This is a genomic window from Halomonas sp. LMYGS-3 (assembly GCF_059509875.1).
The window spans coordinates 88,130-105,966 of the sequence record NZ_JCAKFQ010000007.1 but is presented as its reverse complement, the minus strand read 5'-3'; the positions used below and the strand labels follow the sequence as shown (position 1 = coordinate 105,966).

20 protein-coding genes and 1 pseudogene are annotated in these 17,837 nt (G+C 66.6%); 7 read left to right on the top strand and 14 right to left on the bottom strand.

From position 1 onward, the window contains the following. Positions 1-8: 8 nt before the first annotated feature. Genes AC5W54_RS08890 through AC5W54_RS08870 form a run of 5 tightly spaced genes read right to left on the bottom strand, consistent with a single transcriptional unit; the run spans position 9 to position 2,499 of the window. On the bottom strand, positions 9-539 hold the full coding sequence (locus tag AC5W54_RS08890) for a COG4648 family protein (RefSeq protein ID WP_495961717.1): 531 nt from the start codon (positions 537-539) through the stop codon (positions 9-11). Positions 540-548: 9 nt separating this feature from the next. Then, complete coding sequence (locus AC5W54_RS08885) at positions 549-812, bottom strand: acyl carrier protein (protein WP_495961716.1); 264 nt, start codon at positions 810-812, stop codon at positions 549-551. Further along, a complete protein-coding gene (locus AC5W54_RS08880; RefSeq protein WP_282722096.1) occupies positions 802-1,074 on the bottom strand; it encodes a phosphopantetheine-binding protein in 273 nt (90 codons plus the stop codon). Before AC5W54_RS08880 ends, AC5W54_RS08885 begins: the two co-directional genes overlap by 11 nt. Beyond that, positions 1,043-1,834: a lysophospholipid acyltransferase family protein gene (locus tag AC5W54_RS08875; protein ID WP_495961715.1), complete on the bottom strand. Its 792-nt coding sequence runs from the start codon at positions 1,832-1,834 to the stop codon at positions 1,043-1,045. The genes AC5W54_RS08880 and AC5W54_RS08875 overlap by 32 nt, the downstream gene beginning before the upstream one ends. Continuing rightward, complete coding sequence (locus AC5W54_RS08870; protein ID WP_495961714.1) at positions 1,831-2,499, bottom strand: beta-ketoacyl synthase chain length factor; 669 nt, start codon at positions 2,497-2,499, stop codon at positions 1,831-1,833. Before AC5W54_RS08870 ends, AC5W54_RS08875 begins: the two co-directional genes overlap by 4 nt. Positions 2,500-3,039: 540 nt before the next feature. Between AC5W54_RS08870 and AC5W54_RS08865 the strand changes: the two genes are divergently transcribed. Continuing rightward, the gene (locus AC5W54_RS08865; RefSeq protein WP_495961713.1) at positions 3,040-3,480 is read left to right on the top strand and encodes a hypothetical protein; all 441 of its coding nucleotides are present in this window, start codon (positions 3,040-3,042) and stop codon (positions 3,478-3,480) included. Positions 3,481-3,566: 86 nt separating this feature from the next. Here the strand turns inward: AC5W54_RS08865 and AC5W54_RS08860 are convergent, their stop codons facing one another. Next, positions 3,567-4,421 carry a MurR/RpiR family transcriptional regulator gene (locus AC5W54_RS08860; RefSeq protein WP_495961712.1) on the bottom strand — a complete coding sequence of 285 codons (855 nt, stop codon included), beginning with the start codon at positions 4,419-4,421 and terminating at the stop codon, positions 3,567-3,569. A gap of 232 nt (positions 4,422-4,653) precedes the next feature. Here AC5W54_RS08860 and zwf point away from each other — a divergent pair, with 232 nt between their 5' ends. The 4 genes and pseudogenes from zwf to cas7g form a co-directional block, all read left to right on the top strand. Continuing rightward, on the top strand, positions 4,654-6,150 hold the full coding sequence (gene zwf / locus AC5W54_RS08855) for a glucose-6-phosphate dehydrogenase (protein WP_495961711.1): 1,497 nt from the start codon (positions 4,654-4,656) through the stop codon (positions 6,148-6,150). 183 nt (positions 6,151-6,333) lie between these two features. Continuing rightward, positions 6,334-7,002 (top strand): 6-phosphogluconolactonase, encoded by a 669-nt coding sequence (gene pgl, locus AC5W54_RS08850; protein ID WP_495961710.1) that lies wholly within the window; start codon positions 6,334-6,336, stop codon positions 7,000-7,002. Between the two features lie 38 nt (positions 7,003-7,040). Continuing rightward, positions 7,041-7,715: a bifunctional 4-hydroxy-2-oxoglutarate aldolase/2-dehydro-3-deoxy-phosphogluconate aldolase gene (locus AC5W54_RS08845; RefSeq protein WP_495961709.1), complete on the top strand. Its 675-nt coding sequence runs from the start codon at positions 7,041-7,043 to the stop codon at positions 7,713-7,715. A 468-nt stretch (positions 7,716-8,183) separates the two neighbouring features. Further along, positions 8,184-8,516 (top strand): annotated as a pseudogene (cas7g, locus tag AC5W54_RS08840) (type I-G CRISPR-associated RAMP protein Csb1/Cas7g); the annotation flags it as partial. Between the two features lie 48 nt (positions 8,517-8,564). Here cas7g and AC5W54_RS08835 read toward each other — a convergent pair. The 8 genes from AC5W54_RS08835 to AC5W54_RS08800 all read right to left on the bottom strand — a co-directional run bounded on the left by AC5W54_RS08835 (position 8,565) and on the right by AC5W54_RS08800 (position 15,194). After that, positions 8,565-8,909, bottom strand: coding sequence for a type II toxin-antitoxin system PemK/MazF family toxin (locus AC5W54_RS08835; RefSeq protein WP_495961708.1), 345 nt, complete (start codon positions 8,907-8,909; stop codon positions 8,565-8,567). Next, positions 8,906-9,208 carry a ribbon-helix-helix protein, CopG family gene (locus AC5W54_RS08830; protein WP_495961707.1) on the bottom strand — a complete coding sequence of 101 codons (303 nt, stop codon included), beginning with the start codon at positions 9,206-9,208 and terminating at the stop codon, positions 8,906-8,908. The genes AC5W54_RS08835 and AC5W54_RS08830 overlap by 4 nt, the downstream gene beginning before the upstream one ends. A gap of 800 nt (positions 9,209-10,008) precedes the next feature. Further along, on the bottom strand, positions 10,009-10,893 hold the full coding sequence (locus AC5W54_RS08825) for an SMP-30/gluconolactonase/LRE family protein (protein WP_495961706.1): 885 nt from the start codon (positions 10,891-10,893) through the stop codon (positions 10,009-10,011). Then, positions 10,890-11,501, bottom strand: coding sequence for a 2-dehydro-3-deoxy-6-phosphogalactonate aldolase (locus AC5W54_RS08820; RefSeq protein WP_495961705.1), 612 nt, complete (start codon positions 11,499-11,501; stop codon positions 10,890-10,892). Before AC5W54_RS08820 ends, AC5W54_RS08825 begins: the two co-directional genes overlap by 4 nt. 24 nt (positions 11,502-11,525) lie before the next feature. Then, on the bottom strand, positions 11,526-12,494 hold the full coding sequence (locus tag AC5W54_RS08815; RefSeq protein WP_495961704.1) for a 2-dehydro-3-deoxygalactonokinase: 969 nt from the start codon (positions 12,492-12,494) through the stop codon (positions 11,526-11,528). Next, a complete protein-coding gene (locus tag AC5W54_RS08810) occupies positions 12,491-13,261 on the bottom strand; it encodes an SDR family NAD(P)-dependent oxidoreductase (RefSeq protein ID WP_495961703.1) in 771 nt (256 codons plus the stop codon). The genes AC5W54_RS08815 and AC5W54_RS08810 overlap by 4 nt, the downstream gene beginning before the upstream one ends. A 17-nt stretch (positions 13,262-13,278) precedes the next feature. After that, positions 13,279-14,427 carry a galactonate dehydratase gene (dgoD, locus tag AC5W54_RS08805; protein ID WP_495961702.1) on the bottom strand — a complete coding sequence of 383 codons (1,149 nt, stop codon included), beginning with the start codon at positions 14,425-14,427 and terminating at the stop codon, positions 13,279-13,281. Positions 14,428-14,447: 20 nt separating this feature from the next. Then, the gene (locus tag AC5W54_RS08800; protein WP_495961701.1) at positions 14,448-15,194 is read right to left on the bottom strand and encodes a FadR/GntR family transcriptional regulator; all 747 of its coding nucleotides are present in this window, start codon (positions 15,192-15,194) and stop codon (positions 14,448-14,450) included. 227 nt (positions 15,195-15,421) lie between these two features. Here AC5W54_RS08800 and AC5W54_RS08795 point away from each other — a divergent pair, with 227 nt between their 5' ends. Then, positions 15,422-16,489 (top strand): LacI family DNA-binding transcriptional regulator, encoded by a 1,068-nt coding sequence (locus tag AC5W54_RS08795; RefSeq protein WP_495961700.1) that lies wholly within the window; start codon positions 15,422-15,424, stop codon positions 16,487-16,489. 73 nt (positions 16,490-16,562) lie between these two features. Next, positions 16,563-17,807 carry an extracellular solute-binding protein gene (locus tag AC5W54_RS08790; RefSeq protein ID WP_495961699.1) on the top strand — a complete coding sequence of 415 codons (1,245 nt, stop codon included), beginning with the start codon at positions 16,563-16,565 and terminating at the stop codon, positions 17,805-17,807. Positions 17,808-17,837: the final 30 nt, after the last annotated feature.

Below are 17,837 nucleotides of genomic sequence, written 5' to 3'. Positions count from 1 at the left end.
AGTGAATGTCACGTCAAGGATCTCCGCAATCGCTGGCGCAGCAGCCATTCACTGCCGAACATCAGGCCGATCAGGCCGTAACTGATGACGCCGTTGTACAGCGACCATACCGCCAGATCGGCGTAGAGCACCGTCCAGGTGGCGATGGTGCCGTTGACGACGAAGAAGCCGCACCACGCCCAGGTGACACGGCGAGTGTAGCGTACACCGGCCGCCGGCAGGTCGGGCTCACGCAGGCGTGCCAGTCGCTCGACGATCGGCATGCCCCGAGACAGGCTGGTCAGGAACAGGGCCAGCATGATGGCATTCACGGCGACCGGGTAGGCGCGCATGCCGAGTTCGGCATGCCCCATGCCCCCCGCGGCGAGCAAGAGCGCGGCGACGCCGAGCGCCAGGAGACGCGCCTGGGGGATCCGCCAGGCCAGCAAGCCGGCCCCCATCACCAGCAGGGGCCAACTGCCCAGCGTGCCGTGCAGGGCGAACACCAGGATCGGCCAGCCCAGCGCGGCGAGCATGCCAAGCCATTTGATTCCTCTCATCGGCATGACTCAGCGCTGGATCAGGCCCTCGACAGCCTTGACCACGTCGTCGATGGTGCGCACCGCCTTGAAGTCGTCGGGGTTGATGCGGCGACCGGTGAACTGCTTGAGCTCGACCACCAGGTCCACGGCATCGATGCTGTCGATATCGAGATCCTCGTAGAGCCGGGCTTCGGGCTTGACGTCGTCCGCTTCGAGTTCGAACAACTCGACCAGTGTCTTGCGCACATGGTCGTAGACATCGGCGTAACGAGTAGTGGCATCAGTCGACACGGCGGGCCTCCACCAGAGCTTTCAGGGCGTTCAGGCTGGAGAAATGGCGGCGGGTCTCCTCGGCTTCGGCATCCAGTTTGATACCGAATCGCTTCTGCAGTGCCAGGCCGAGCTCGAGGGCATCGATGGAATCGAGGCCCAGCCCCTCACCGAACAGTGGAGCGTCGGGATCGATATCGCCAGGGGCGATATCCTCGAGCTCCAGAGTCTCGATGATCAGGTGCTTGAGTTCAATCGACAGATCGTCGTGTATCTCGCTCATGGTGAAGTTGTTCCAGTTCCCTGTTGAAGTGATCGCTCAGCCGATGTGTCAGTTGTCTGGCGAGCTGCCCGGTCGGCTGTTGGTTATCGTCGTTGATGGGCAGGTCGTCGAGTACACGCAGTTCCATCCGGACCCTGCTCGCCGGGATATGGTACCAAGGCTCGCCCTTGGTCAGCGTGGTAGGCGTACAGCGTATCAGTACCGGCGTGATCGCCGTTCCCGTACGCAAGGCGATGTTTGCCCCACCGCGCCTGAACTTGATCGGCCGTTGCGGCGTGGTGCGGGTGCCCTCCGGAAAGAGAATCAGCGAATTGCCTTTCCGGAGGCTCTCCCCGGCGGCCTTCAGCACTGCTTCGGGCTCGTCGTTGGTGATATAGCCTGCCGCGCGAACCGGGCCGCGTGTGAAGGGGTTGCTGGCCAACCGTCCCTTGACGATGCAGTCGGCATGGGGCATGTGGGCCAGCAGGAAGATGACATCGATCAGTGACGGATGGTTGGCGACTACCAGCAGGCCGGGGCGTTGCAGCCGTTCCTGGCGCTCGAAGCGATAATCGAGCACGCCGAGACCCTGCATCAGGGCGATGAAAGCCCGGAAGCAGCGCTGGATCAGGCACCTTGCCAGATACTGGCGTCGCTCGTCGTCGCGTACGCATACGCTCAACAAGGGGGCGAGCACCAGGCCGATGAACAGGCCGCCGATGCCGAAGGCGACGAAGGAGAGCGCCGTGCCCAGTCCGCGCCACCATCTGTCCAGATTCATTCTGCCCCCAACTGCCACCGCTGCCGGCCATCGAGGAAGGGGGCATCTCCGTTCAGCCAGGCCATCACCTCGAGAGGAGTCGGATGAGCGCCGCGTACCGGATCCGAGGCCATCAGCCGTCGTCCCCGGCCCAGCGTCAGCCGCAAGCCGACGGCACAGGCGGTACCCGGGTGCTCCGTGTACCCCTGGTAGGCCGAGGGAAGCGGTCCTTCCGAGAGCACCGCGACGACGGCTCGGTGACCTTCCACGAGATAACCCCGGGCCTCGTGCAGAAGGGCGTCGAACTCGTCGCCACAGGCGCCCAGAGCCTGCAAGGGGCGATGATGAGCGCGGGAGATGGAGTGGACGCCCAGCACCGCATTGTGTACCGACATGGAAAAGCGTGTCGGGGAGATGGGCTCGCCGCGCTCCAGTGCCTCGAGCATCTCCAGGGTATGGGTGGTGTCGCCATGCCGGGAGGCGTGCACCAGCGGCAAATCCGCGTTCGGGTCCAGGACCCCGAGGATGTCGCAGGTCGCGCGCCCGGTGGCATCGAGGCGACGCCGCAGCATCGCCGGCAAGGAGCTGCCCGGTTGCGCCGAGATGCAATGGTCGGGAGCAGAGGTGGCTACTGCCTCATCCTCAAGCCAGCCTCGCCAATCTTCGAGATGTAAGGAGAAGGACATTATTGTCATCTCGGCCGGGGTGGAAGGGGCGCAATGTTAACTTAGTCGAGTGGTCAATCTAAAGCTATACAAATATAAAGTTATATATAACTATTGTACAATTAAGTGCTGTGCCGAATGGTGTGTGCGTTTCCGTGTTGCGCGCACCAGGCTCAGGCTGTTGAAAATTTGTAAAGGCTTATACAATGACACCGCTGGTGTTCCGGTTTTTGGAGCGGTTCAGAGACCGAGCTTCAGGAGTGAGATTTAGATGGATGAGAAGCCGAGTCGCCCTTGAGCGGCTGGTGTCATTATAAATAAGCCAGTGGAGATTCTGATTTGAAACGCCATACATACGCAGGGATTCTTGCGATTGCCTCACTCGTCCTGCTTTCGGGGTGTGCAACTAGCCGGAGCGAGATTGCAGTGGTGATGCCGGAGCCGAGTTCGGTGCAATACACTGGCGCCGGGAAGGATGTGGTAATCGGACGAGTGGTCGACCGGCGAACCTTCGAGGAGTCTCCAAGGGAGCCCAGTACCCCATCGCTTGGATCCGGAGGAGTGAACCAGGCCTCGGATGATGTCAAGGCAAGGGCGGTTGGCCGGAAGCGCAACAGTTATGGCAAGGCGCTGGGTGACATCCTTCTCGAGGGGGAGCAGACAGTGGAAGCGGTCGTGCGAAGCAGCCTGGCCGTCGCCCTTCAGGAGGCCGGATACAATGTGCTCGATGGCCTGATCGAGCCCGGAGATGATGCGCTGATCCTGGATGTCTATATCGATGAATTTTGGGCATGGTTCAATCCCGGCTTCTGGGCGATCACGCTGAATACGCGAATTTCCACTGACCTGGAGTTGCGTTCAGGTGGCGTCAGTGAGTTCGTGACCATTCATGCAAAGGAGAGTCGTCAGGTCGCTACCGAAGGGGCGTGGGTAGAGATAATCGAAAAAGGGCTTCAGGGCTATAGGGAGGAAGTTCTAACGGTTGCGCCAAGGTTTCTCTGAGGGCTTGCCAAGAACGTTGGAACGTTGCTTGAGTAGCCTACGCCCCAGCCAGTGCCTCAGGCTGGGGGTATCTTGTCTGTGAGGAATCATCTGGCCGGGTAACGGGTCTCCTTCAGGCTGTCCTTGATCTTCTTCAGGTGAGGCAGGAAGTCTTCACCGCGACGCAGGGTGACGCCGGTGGCCAGGACGTCGACCAGCGCCAACTGGATCATGCGCGAGGTCATCGGCATGTAGTAGTCGGTATCCTCGGGGGTGGCGACCGCCAGGGTCTCGGTGCACTCCCGGGCCAGCGGCGAATCCGGCGCGGTGATACCGAGCACCACGGCACCGCTCTCGCGGGCCAGGCGGGCGATGTCGACCAGTTCCCGGGTGCGGCCCGTCCAGGAGATCACCACCACCACGTCGCCGGTATGGCAGGCGGCGGCGACCATGCGCTGCATCAGCACGTCCACATAGGAGGTGACCGGCAGGTTGAAGCGGAAGAACTTGTGCTGGGCGTCCTGGGCCACCGCCCCCGAGGCGCCGAGGCCGAAGAAGTGGATCTGCTTGGCCTGTATCAGGTAGTCGACCACCCGTGCGATGCACACCGGGTCGGCCTGGCGGCGTGCCTCGTCGAGTGCGGCGATGGTCGCGCCGAAGATCTTCTGGGTGTAGTCGGCGGCCCCGTCGCCGGGCTCTACCGCCCGACTGACGTAGGGCGTGCCACCGGCCAGGCTCTGTGCCAGCTTGATCTTGAAGTCCGGGTAGCCCTTGGCATCGAAGCTGCGGCAGAAGCGGTTGACCGTGGGCTCGCTCACCGAGGCGGCCTGTGCCAGGGTGGCGATGCTCATGCTGGTGGCGGAACCGGGGTCGGCGAGGATGACGTCGGCGACCTTGCGCTCGGAACGGTTGAGTTCCTCGAGCCGTAGGCGAATGCGATCGAGCAGGTCGTGACTGGCCATGGTGCGGGAAGGTCTCCGTGACTCGAGGCGCCATCGGCGCCACAGGGTTGAAGCCGGGATGGGTGATGTAGTCATTTAACTACATTATGCTGACTATCCTAGCGCGGCGGGGCCTCGTGGGGCCAACGTCGCGTCCAGGGAGGCATAATATTTTGTAAGTTTACAGAAAAAAGTTGCCTTTCTGACAAGAATTACGCTATTTTTTTGTTAAGTTAACCAGATGGGAGCTGACATGAGCCATCATCCCCGATCCGGCCCGGCGGCCAGGACGGATATCGACCTGGCGCTGTTCGGCGCGCTCGGTGACCTGTCGCAGCGCAAGCTGTTTCCGGCGCTCTACCAGCTCGACCGCGAAGGGCTGCTCGACAAGCGCACCCGCCTGCTGGGCCTGGCGCGGCAGGAGCTCGATGTCGATGGCTTCAAGGCCAGGGTCGAGGCGGCGCTCAAGACTTACGTCAAGGCCGAGGAGCTCGACCGCACGGCGATCAAGCGTTTCCTGGCGAGGCTCGACTACCGTCAGCTCGACTTCACCAGCGTCGACGGCTATGCGGCCATCCGCGACTGGCGCCAGGAAGGGAGCGAGCGGCCCATGGTCGTCTACCTGGCGGTGGGCGCGAGCCTCTACGGCGACATCTGCCACCATCTCGAGGCCAGCGGCAGCCTCGACGACGAAAGCCGCGTGGTGGTGGAGAAGCCCATCGGCTACGACCTCGACTCGTCCCGCGAGATCAACGACGCCATCGGTGCCGTCTTCCCCGAATCGCGCATTTACCGCATCGATCACTACCTGGGCAAGGAGACCGTCCAGAACCTGATCGCCCTGCGCTTCGCCAACCCGCTGTTCGGCACCCAGTGGAACCAGAACCACATCTCCCACGTGGAGATCACCGTGGCCGAACAGGTCGGTATCGAGGGCCGCTGGGGGTACTTCGACCAGGCCGGGCAACTGCGTGACATGGTGCAGAATCACCTGCTGCAGCTGGTGTGCCTGATCGCCATGGACCCGCCCGCCAACCTCGATGCAGATGCCATCCGCGACGAGAAGGTCAAGGTGCTCAAGGCGCTCAGGCCCTTCACCGACGACATGCTGGGGCGCGACGTGGTACGCGGCCAGTACATGGCCGGCACCATCGACGGCAAGAGCGTGCCGGGCTACCTCGAGGAGGAGGGTGCCAACACCGAGAGTCATACCGAGTCCTTCGTCGCGATGAAGACCGGTGTCGAGAACTGGCGCTGGGCCGGCGTGCCCTTCTACCTGCGCACCGGCAAGCGCATGCCGGAGAAGCTGTCGCAGATCGTCATCCATTTCCGCCAGCAGCCCCACTATATCTTCGACCCGGACCAGCGAGGCCTGGCGGCCAACAAGCTGATCATCCGCCTGCAGCCCGAGGAGGGCATCGCCCTGCAGGTGCTGACCAAGGACAGTGGCCTGGACAAGGGCATGCGCCTGCGCCCGGGCCCGCTGCACCTGGACTTCAACAGCGCCTTTCCCAAGTCGCGGATCCCCGATGCCTACGAGCGGCTGCTGCTCGAGGTGATGAAGGGACAACAGTACCTCTTCGTGCGCCGCGACGAGGTCGAACATGCGTGGCGCTGGTGCGACAGCCTGATTGCCGCCTGGGAAAACCGTGACGAGCCGCCGCGGCGCTACCCGGCCGGTTCCTGGGGGCCGGTGGCGTCCATCGCCATGATCACCCAGGATGGCCGTAGCTGGTATGAAGACTACTAAGGAACAGCGACCGGCCCCGGGGACCGGTGGCGACTCTCTCAAGACCGCCATGATCGCTCAGGATGGCCGCAGCTGGTATGAAGACTACTAAGGAACAGCGACCGGCCCCGGGGATCGGTGGCGACTCTCTCAAGACCGCCATGATCCCCCAGGATGGCCGTAACTGGTACGAGGATTACCGACATGAGTGATGCATCTCGCGAACGGCTCGCCGCCCAGCTCGCCGAGGCGGTGGTCGAAGCCCTGCGCCACGACCTCGCCACTCAGGAGCGGGCGCTGCTGGTGGTCTCCGGTGGTTCCACGCCGGTACCCTTCTTTCGGGCGCTGGCCGCCGCCGAGCTACCCTGGTCGCGCATCGATGTGACCCTCGCAGACGAGCGCTGGGTGCCCGAGTCGGCGCCCGACAGCAATGCCCGCCTGGTGCGTGAGCATCTGCTGCAGGGCCCGGCGGCCGAGGCGAACTTCGTGCCCCTGACCTCCCACGACCCGACCCCGGAACAGGGCGTGGCCACCGTGGCCGAGCGCATCGAGCGGCTGGCCTGGCCGGCCAGCGTGGTGATCCTCGGCATGGGCGGCGACGGCCATACCGCTTCGCTGTTTCCGGACAGCCAGGAACTCGCCCTGGCGCTCGCCACCACCGAGTCACTGGTGGCCGTGCGCACGCCGAGCCAGCCCCAGGCTCGCATCACCCTGAGTGCCGACCGCCTGCACCGGTCGCGTCGGCATGTATTACACATCACCGGTGAAGACAAGCGCGCGGTGCTGGCCCGTGCCATGGCCGGCGACGACACCCGTGCGCTGCCGGTCCGCGCCTTCCTGGCCTGCCCGCTGGCGGTCTACTGGTCGCCCTGACTCTTCTGGAGCCTCGCTTTTTCTGGAGCAACGACCCCATGAGTATCGATAAAAGCATCGACAAACAGCTGCCCTCGACCCGCACTACCGAGCTCGACAGCATCTGCCTCAAGGCCGAGGTGATCCCGGTCATCGCCATCGAGCGGCTGGAGGATGCCGTTCCCCTGGCGCAGGCCCTCTATGACGGCGGCCTCACCGTACTCGAGATCACCCTGCGCACCGATTGCGCCCTGGAGGCGATCAAGCGCATCCGCGATGCCCTGCCCAAGGCCAGCATCGGCGTGGGCACCGTGCTGACCCCGGCCCAGTATCGCCAGGCCGAGCAGGTCGGTGCCGATTTCGTGGTGACACCGGGCACCACCGAGGCCCTCTACCGCTACGGCGTCGGAAGCCCGGTCCCGATGCTGCCCGGCGTGGCCACCGTCTCCGAGCTCATGACGGGCTGGCAGTATGGTTACCGGCGTTTCAAGTTCTTCCCCGCCGAGGCCAGTGGTGGCGTCAAGGCGCTCAAGGCCTTCGCCGGTCCGCTTCCCGAGGCACGCTTCTGCCCCACCGGCGGCATCAGCCTCGACAACGCCGAGGACTATCTGGCCCTGAAGAGCGTGATGTGCGTTGGGGGGTCCTGGCTGACGCCGCAGTCGCTGATCGAGGCCGAGGATTGGCACGGCATCCGCCAGCTGGCCAAGGAGGCGGCAGAGCGCTTCCACCACTGAGGCGCTTGTTCGACCCAGGTTTTCATGTGCTCTCTCGGCAGCCGGTCGCTGCCCTTCCCCCGGTCCTCTGGCCGGGTTTTTTTCATATCGAATCACAATGTAAGTAAGTTTTACTGAGGTCAGACGGCAACATAGGCTGAATCCGAAAGGGATGCCGGGAAGGGAGGCCGCGTGAACCAGCTCGAACGAGTCGTCCGCATCCACCAATTGCTGACACAGTCGCGCCGCCCAGTGCCCATGCGCCGATCGTCTACGACCGCGATGCCAACGGCCACCACTATGACCCCGACGCCGAGGCCTTCGAGCTTCCCGGTTTCTGGCTGAACCAGTCGGAGCTCTACGCCCTGCTCGCCATCGAGCACATGCTGGAGTCCGTACAGCCCGGCTTTCTCGGTCCCTTTATCGGCCCGCTGAAGGGCCGGGTTCGCAAGCTGTTGGGGCAGAGCGGCCAGTCCGCACGGCGAGGGCCGCATGCTGCTGGTGGAGTCCGCCCAGAGCATGGCCAACAGGCTGGAGGCGGTGTGCTGGGACGAGGTGGCCGACGATTGGCAGCCGCCCCTGCGAGGCTTTCCACTGGTCAAGGTGCTGGATGCCGAAACCTTGATCCCTGAGGTGGCGGTGGGTAGCAGTCGCCGGCGATCGGTGCATTTCCACCGCTTTCGCAGCCGGCGCGAGCTCACCCAACCCGATACCCGTGGCCAGTTGTGCCGCCTGACGTTTCCCGAGCCACTAACCGGGCCCCTGGCCCTGGGGTGCGGTTGTCACTTCGGGCTTGGCCGCTTTGCACCGGGCAATGAGTGAACGAGCGGGTGCCGATCTGGGCGTGCATGGAGCGAGGACAGAACCGTGTCACAACATCCCGAGCACACCACGCAGAGACTGCTCCACGGCCGCCATCTCCTCGGCGGTGAGGGTGGTCAGCGGACCGTCGCCGAGCCGGGATGGATCCAGTGCCCGGGGTTTGTCGATGACAACGCAGGAATCTACCAGCAGGCGGTCGCGAGCGGGCAGGGGGACACGGAACCGGTGCCAGCCTGGCCGGAATTGCGTGGTAAGCGGCAGCACGATGACGGTCTGGGCGCCCGCTTCGATCAGAGCATCGGCCTGGATCACCAGCACCGGCCGCACCTTGCCGACCTCCTTACCCCGGGCGGGATTCAGGTTGCTGACCCAGACCTCTCCGCGGTGAATCACTGCCACCACCGCTGGCCGGGGTCGACACCCGCATCCTGTTCGGTGCGGAGCAAGGCATTCATGTCATCGTCGGGCATGGCGTCGGACAATTCACGAGACTCCCGGCGGGCAGCATCATCACCCTGCCACTCGCGCATCTCCTCCACCATGCCCTGCATGAAGCGCTCCTTCACTCGGCGTTGCACGTATTCCTGTACCGCTTCCCGTACCAGCTCGGAGCGACCCTTGTGGGCCAGCCGAGCCTCTTCGTCGAGCTTGCGCTCCAGCTCTTCGGGAAATCGAATGCTCAGGGTCGACATCACTGCGCCTCATCATGCGTTTTGTATGACAGATATCAATATGGAAGACATGACAAGAAAATGCCATCTCGCATGAATCATGGGTGCGGTGCGCCAGAGGCCAGGGGATTGGAGGTGACATCGTGGACACTCCTACCTTTCAACAGCAAGAGTTGCCCCTGTCGTTTCCGGAACTCTCGGGCGACCAACCGCTGCTGCCGACACGCATGATCAACGAGTTCGTCTATTGTTCGCGGTTGGCCTATCTGGAGTGGGTGCAGGGCGAGTGGGACGACTCGGCGGACACGGTTCAGGGCCGGCATGGGCATCGCCGGGTCGACCGTCAGTCCGGCAAGTTACCGGAATCGCCCGAGGAGGACGAGCGCATCCATGCCCGCTCCATCACCTTGTCATCCAACCGCCTGGGGCTGATCGCGCGTGGACCTGGTAGAGGGCGAGGGCAGCGAGGTGGTGCCTGTGGACTACAAGCGCGGCAAGCGTCCTCATCGCCACCTTCGAGCGCCGGTTGGCCCAGGAAGTCACTCATCCGCTATTCGGGTATCGCCTCAGCTATCGGCGTGTACTCGAGCTCCAGGGCCGGTTGCTGGCCCGATTCCTGCTCGGAGAGCTGCCGGATTACCCCAACTTCACCACCCGATAGCCATGAACGAACACATTTACATAGCCTCGGCCTTAATTGAAGCGTACGTACGAACACCATTAACGCTCGGGCAAAGGTTGCATTTCGAAGCAAATACCCTCTGCCTGATTCCTGATCGATACTCATCCTGGACGATGGCGGTGCAGGGGCTACCTGAATATTACCCCAGCCGCAGCGGCGGCTCGGTGAGGCCCTCAACCCCGACCTCGGCGACGAAGAGCCCGCCGGCCCGGGGCTCATGCGCCAGCTCGGCGGGGGAGAGGCCTTCCCGGGCGCTGGTGATATAGAGCCGCTCGAGGCCGGCGCCGGCGAACACCGGGCAGGAGGGCTGGGAGACCGGCAGGTGCACCTCGCCGACCACGCGGCCGTCATGGTCCAGGCGCACCACCCGGGAGGCGCCCCACAACGCCAGCCAGAGATGGCCCTCGGCGTCCACCACGGCGCCGTCGGGGCCGCCCTGCTGGGTCGAGAGGTCGGCCCAGGGGGCCGGTTCGCCCACCGGCCAGCCGTGGTGATCCAGGGCCCAGCGCATCACCACCCCGGTGGGGGTATCGGTGAACCAGGCGAACTCGCCGCCGGGGGAGAAGCAGATGGCGTTGGGGATGGTCAGGCCGCTGCGCAGCTTGACCAGCTCACCGCAGTGCAGGCGGTAGAGGCTGCCGGCGCCGGGCTCGGCGGCCTTGCCCATGCTGGAGAGCCAGAGGCTGCCGTGGCGGTCGACCCGGCCGTCGTTGCTGCGGGTTTGCGGGTTGTCGGCCTCGAAGTCGTGAAGGCGCTCGAGGGCGCCGGTCGCCGGGTCGAGGCGACTGAGGCGGTCCTCGCCCACCAGCAGGGCGCCGCCGTCTTCGAGCGGGACGGCCAGCGAGACCCGATGGTCGAGGTCCCGCTGGCCGCTCTCGCCGCTGGCCGGGTCCAGCCAGTGCAGCCGCCGGCCGAGGATATCGCACCAGAGGAGCCGTCCGCTGGCGGCGTGCCACTGGGGGCCCTCGCCGAGCTCGCAGCGGCGGTCCACGGCGAGCTCGGCGTGCCAGGTCGGCAGGCTCATGCCTCGCCCCCCGCGGCCCGCCAGGCCGCGACCAGCGACCGGGCCTGCTCGCCCACCCGTTCGGGTGACTGGCCGGGCCGGTAGAGGGCGCTGCCGAGTCCCGCGCCATCGACGCCGGCGGCGCGCCAGGCGGCGAAGGTGTCGACGCCGATGCCGCCCACGGCGTAGAGCAGGGTGCCGGCGGGCAGTACGGCACGCACCGCCCGCATCCCCTCGAGGCCCACCTGGACGGCGGGAAACAGCTTGAGGCCGGTGGCGCCGGCGTCCAGGGCGTCGAAGGCCTCGCTGGGAGTGACCACGCCCGGCCAGCTCTGCATGCCGAGGCGCCGGGTCGCCTCGATCACCGCCGGGCGGCAGTTGGGCGAGACGATCAGCCGGCCGCCGGCGGCGTGGACGTCGCGTACCTCAGCCTCGGTCAGCACGGTGCCGGCGCCCACCCGGGCGCGCTCACCCAGCGCATGAACCAGGCGACGGATGCTCTCCAGGGGCTCGGGGGAGTTGAGCGGCACCTCGAGGGTGGTGATGCCGGCGGCGAGCACCGCCTCGCCCACCGCCACCGCCTCCTCGGGGGTGACGCCGCGCAGGATACCGATCAGGGGCAGGGTCATGGGGGGATCTCCATCAAGAGGGTGTCAGCCGTTCAGCGCCGCATGGGCCAGCCCCAGCCCGGCCAGCACCGCGGCCTCGCCGTCCAGGCGCCGGCTCTGGTGGCCCAGGGCGTCCAGGGCCAGGGCGTAGCGGTCACAGAGCGCCGCATTGCCGATCAGGGTGACCGGCTCGCCGGCGGGCAAGTCGTTACCCACCCCGGCCAGCTCCAGGCCGACGGTGAGCCCCGAGAGGCGCGCGGCCAGGCGGGCACCACGGGCCTCCCCCTGGGGCAGGGAAGCATCGAGCAGGTCGGCGGCGCGCAGGCCGAAGAGCCTGGCCGTATAGGTGGCGGGGGCCGCGCTGATCTCGCGTACCGCCGCGACGAAGGCCTCGCGACAGCCGGGATCGCTCAGCTCGTCCTTGCCCTGCCCGTGATTCAGGGAGTGCCTGAGCACCGACTGGCGGGCCAGCAGCCCATAGAGCTCGCCGGTGAGGCAGGTGGTGAAACGGGTCACCGCGCCGGCCTCGAGGCGGGCCCACTTGGCGTGGGTGCCGGGCAGGCAGGCCAGGCCGGTGAACGCGGGCTGATTGGCTACCAGTCCGGCCAGCTGGGTCTCCTCGCCGCGCATCACGTCGAAGGCGCCCCCGGCGGTCTGGCAGAGCCCCGGCAGCAGCCGCACGTCCAGCCGCGGATCGTCGAGTGGCGGGGCCACGGCGCCCCGGGCCAGGTCGTCCAGGCGGGTCGGCACCGGCAGGTAGGCGGCCTCCCGCCAGCCCTGTCGGGCACCGGCCATGCCGCAGATCCGTACCGCCACTGGGCCACGCTCGGGCAGCCAGTCGCCGATCACCCGCTTGAGCTCGGCCTCGTACTCGGCCGGGGAGAGCGAGAGCATGCCGCGCTCGCTGCCGGCGCGGGCCAGCACCTGCCCGGCGTCATCCAGGGCCCAGGCGCGCAGGTTGCTGGAGCCCCAGTCCACGGCGATCCAGGCCAGGCGCTCGACGATGGCCATCATGCCCGGCCTCCGTCCACCACCAGCTCCTGGCCGGTCATCATCCTGGAGGCCTGCGAGGCGAGGAACAGGCAGGGGCCGATCATGTCCTCCACCGGAATTGCCTCCTTGAGGCATTGCTGGTCCAGGCACTCCTGGAGGTCGGCGTCGTTGACCCAGAGCTCCCGCTGACGCTCGGTCATCACCCAGCCGGGGATCAGGCAGTTGACGCGGATGGCGTCGGGGCCGAGCTCCCGGGCCAGGGCGCGGGTCAGCCCCATGATCCCGGCCTTGGCGGTGACATAGGTGGGGTAGCCGCCGAGGCCCAGCAGGACGCTGTTGGAGGAGAGGTTGATGATGGCCCCGCCGCCCAGCTCGCGCATGTCGGGGGCGACCGCCTGGGCGGTGAAGAACTGTGGGCGCAGGTTGGTGGCGATGGAGTCGTCCCACTCCGCGACGCTCCAGTCGTCGAGGGAGTGCCGGGTGTCCCGGGCGGCGTTGTTGACCAGCACGCCGATGGGCCCATGGGCCTGGCGGGCCTGGGCAATGGCATCCTGCAGCGCGTTCACGTCGCGAATATCGCACTCGATAAACAGCGGTCGGCTGCCATAGCGCTCGGCCATCTCGTCGCAGAAGTCGCCGGCGTCACTGAGGCCGACGAAGGCCACCTTCGCCCCCTGGGCCAGGAAGCCCTCGGTCAGGGCCGCGCCGATGCCCGAGCCGCCGCCGGTGATAAAGACGCTCTGGCCCTTCAGGTCGCCGAAGGTCAGATCATTGAAGCTGAAACTCATCTCTCTCTCCTCGTTCCCTACCATTCGGCGATGGACCCGTCTGCATGCGTCCACACCGGGTTGCGCCAGCGGTGCCCCACCTTGGCGCGCTCCTCGACGAAGGCCTCGTCGATCTCCACGCCGAGCCCCGGGCCCTGGGGAATGGCGCAGAAGCCGTCCTCGATGGCCAGCGCCGACTTGTCCACCAGGTAGTCGAGGACATCGTTGTCGCGGTTGTAGTGGATGCCCATGCTCTGCTCCTGGATGAAGGCGTTGTGGCTGACCGCGTCCACGTGCAGCGAAGTGGCCAGCGTCAGCGGGCCGAGCGGGCAGTGGGGCGCCAGCGCCACATCAAAGGCGGAGGCCAGGGCGGCGATCTTCAGCCCCTCGCTGATGCCGCCGCAGTGGGAGAGGTCGGGCTGGACGATGTCGATCATGCCGTCGGCCAGCAGGTCGCGGAACTGGAAGCGGGTGTGCAGCCGCTCGCCGGTGGCCAGGGGGTAGCCGAGCCCGCCGGCGATCTGCTTGAGGCAGGGCAGGTGCTCGGGAGCCACCGGCTCCTCCACGAACATCGGATGGAAGGGCTCCAGCTCGCGCAGCAGCGCCTTGGCCATGGGGCGGTGCACCCGGCCGTGGAAGTCGATGCCGATGCCCACGTCCGGGCCCACGGCGTCGCGGGCCTCGGCGACCCGGGCCACCGCCTCGTCGATCTTGCGGTGGCTGTCGACGATCTGCAGTTCCGGGGTGCCGTTCATCTTGAAGGCGGTGAAGCCCTGGTCGACCAGGGCCCTGGCACCGGCCCCCACGTCGCTGGGGCGGTCTCCGCCGGTCCAGGCGTACATGCGCATCCGGTCGCGTACCGCGCCGCCCAGCAGCTGGTGCACCGGCACGCCGAGATCGCGGCCCTTGAGATCCCACAGCGCCTGGTCGATGCCGGCGATGGCGCTCATCAGGATGGGGCCGCCACGGTAGAAGCCGGCGCGGTACATCAGGTTCCAGAGGTGTTCGATGCGGTGTGGGTCCTGGCCGATCAGGTAGTCGGCCAGCTCGTGGACGGCGGCCTCCACGGTGGCGGCGCGGCCCTCGATGACCGGCTCGCCCCAGCCGTAGCAGCCCGCGTCGGTCTCGATCTTGAGGAACAGCCAGCGCGGCGGCACCTGCCAGGTCTTGAGTCGGGTGATCTTCATGGGGGAGTCCTCGTGATGGATCAGGCGTGGGTCGTCTCGGCGACGATGCCGAGGTCGATGGCGGTACGGCGCAGCACCTCGCGGGCGGCGTGTTCGGCGGCGGCGGCGTCGCGGCGGCGGATCGCCGTCAGCACCCGGCCGTGACGGGTCAGGCTGTCGTCCAGGCTGTCGTGTTCCTGATGGACCTGGGCCTGGGAGCTCTGGATCAGGGCGATGATGGAGGGGCGCAGCAGGTGGCCCATCTGGCGCCACACCAGGTTGTGGCTGGCGTGGTAGATGGCATCGTGGAAGGCCACGTCGTAGTCGGTGTGCAGGCCCCGGGCCTTGGGCTCGCCGGCGGTGCGGGTCATGCCCTGGAAGGCGGCCTCCAGGCGCGCGAGGTCCGCCGCCTCGGCGGCCTCGGCGGCGAGCCGTGCCACCACCGGCTCCGCCGCGTAGCGGAAGGCGAAGATCTCGCGGACGAGCTTGGGGTCCAGGCTCTCGATGCCGGTCATCCAGTCGCTGATCAGCGGATCGAGCAGGTGCCAGTCGCCCACGGCCCGGACCAGGGTGCCGCGACCGGCGGTGCGCTCGATCAGGCCGGTGGCGGTGAGGCTGGCCAGGGCGTTGCGCACCTGATTGCGGCTCACCGCGAAGTGGGCGCAGAGGTCCAGTTCCCTGGGGAAGGCGTCGCCGGGCTGCCAGCGGCCGGCGAGCAGGGCGCGGGCCAGCAGCCGGGCCAGCTCCTCGGCGCCGCCGCGGTGGCGGGGCAGGCCATCGAGGGTCATGACGGGGTTCCTTGTCGAGGGAGTGCTATCAGCCTATTAAATGTCTGACATTTTGGCAAGCCGATCCGATGTCGGATCGGGAAACGAGGTGGCGTGCCGGAGAGCGGAACGAGACAGCTGGGAGTCACCGACTCGACCAAAGTCGCAATGACAAGGTTGTCATCGGTCGTCTAGAGTCCCGACAACGTTGTCGTAGGGCGCCACCAAGACGCCGAGAGGATATCGATATGGTCTCGATCAAGGATGTGGCCCGCTTGGCTGGAACCTCCTTCAAGACGGTATCGCGGGTGATCAATAACGATCGCGCCGTCCGTGAGGAGACCCGTGCCCGGGTGCTCGAGGCCATCGAGGAACTGGGGTACCGGCCCAACAGCGCCGCGCGCACCATGCGCAGCCAGCGCTCCGGGGTGATTGGCTTCATCTCTGACCGGGTCACCACCCAGCCGCACTCCGGTGACATCCTGCGCGGTGCCCAGCAGGTGGCCGATGCCCACGACAAGGTGCTGATGGTCGTCAATATCGATCGCGATGCCGGCTTCCGCCATCGCCAGCGGGCCCTGGACATTCTGCTGGAGCGTCGAGCGGAGGGGCTGATCTACGCTTGCGATTATCACCGGGAGGTCGAGTTACCCAGGGAGATGGGCATGGTGCCCTCGGTGCTGGCCAACGGGTTCGCGTCGGGGGACATCAGGGTCCCGACCCTCCTCCCCGATGAGCAGCAGGCGGCCCTGGAGGTCACCCGCTTTCTGCTGGCCCAGGGGCATCGGCGTATCGCCTACCTGGGCCTCAACCCCAAGCTGGCGGCGGCTTCCCAGCGGCAGGCCGGCTATCGGCAGGCCCTGGAGGAGGCCGGCATCAGAGTGGACGAGGCGCTGATGCGTCCCGCCCTGGTAGGTGACCTGGATGGCGATGAGCGCTCCACGGTGGAGGAGGCGGTCGATGATCTGCTGGCGAGCGAGCCGCGGCCCACGGCGATCCTGTGCGGCCAGGACAGCACAGCGATGCAGCTCTACCTGGCGCTAGCCAGCCGGGGGCTGTGCGTCGGCCGTGACCTGGCCGTGGCCAGCTTTGATGACCAGCGGCCGATTTCCACCTTCCTGACGCCGGGGTTGACCACCATGCGCTTGCCCCACCTGGAGATGGGTCAGCAGGCCATGCACTGCCTGTTGGCCGGTTCCCGGGAGCCGGCCACCGTGCGCCTGCCTTTCGTGAGGATCGAGCGGGAGTCGCACCTGGTGGCCGGGCTATCGCCTCGCTCCCCCTTTTCCGAATCGGTCGTTATCGACGGCCCCTGACAATAACAACCGACCCCAACCAGGAGTCATCACCATGATCGTTACGAGACACGCCAAATTCTCCCGTAGCAAAATGACAACGTTGTCTATTGCGGCCGCCCTGGCCTCCCCCCTGGCCCTGGCGGCCCCGCAGACACTCGAGCTGTGGCGCCACGAGACCGGCAACATCGCCGAGATCGCGGTGAGCCGAGCGGCGGTAGAGCGTTTCAACCGTTCCCAGGAGCGCTGGCGGGTGGCGATGAGCATGATCCCCGAGGGCGCCTACACCGAGACGGTGACTTCCGCCGCCGTGGCCGGGGATCTGCCCTGCCTGCTCTATATTGACCAGCCGGTGGCGCCCAACTTCGCCAGGGCGGGCTTCCTGCAGCCCCTGGACGGCCTGGTGGATCAGGCGGCCCTGGATGGCTTGATCGCCACCGCCAAGGGCACCTACGACGGCCGGATCTATTCGGCGGGCCAGTACGAGGTGGCGCTCTCGCTGCTGTCGCGTCGCTCGGTGCTGGAGGAACACGGCATCCGCATCGCCACCCTCGATGCCCCCTGGAGCAAGGAGGAGTTTCTCGATGCATTGGAGACCCTCAAGGCGAGCGGGGACTTCCTCTATCCGCTGGACCTGCAGGCCGGCTGGAGCGGCGAGTGGTACTCCTACGCCTTCGGTCCCTGGCTGGTCGGCTTCGGCGGCGACCAGATCGATCGCGACAGCTACCTGACGGCCGAGGGCGTGCTCAATGGCGAGGCGGCCCTGGCCTGGGGCGAGTTCTTCCAGTCCTTGTTCACCGAGGGCCTGGTGGATCGCAATCCCAGCGACAACCGCGGCTTCGTGCAGGGGCGGGTGGCCATCAACTACGGCTTCCTGGAGCCGTCGGCCTATCCCGCCGAGTGGGAAGACGACCTGATGGTGATGCCGGTGCCGGACTTTGGCCATGGCTCGGTGATCGGCGGCGGCTCCTGGCACACCGGCATCACCACCGCCTGCGAGACGCCCGAGGGGGCGGCGGAGTTCCTCGAGTTCCTGCTGCAGCCGGAGGAGATCGCCGCCATGTCCAAGGGCGCCGGCATGATCCCGGCCTCCGAGGCGGGGGCGGCGCTGACCGAGCACTACCGGGAAGGCGGCCAGTGGCGCTTCTTCTACGACTACTCCGAGGCCCATGCCCGGTTGCGCCCCGAGACGCCGGCCTACCCGATCATCTCCAGCGTCTTCGCCCGGGCGGGACGCGACATCCGCGACGGCGGCGATGTGCAGGGCGCCCTGGACGAGGCGGTGGATGCCATCGAGCGCAATATCGCCGATAACCGCGGCTACGGCATGGAGGACTAGTCATTTCCGGCCGCTGGCCCACCGAGCGGC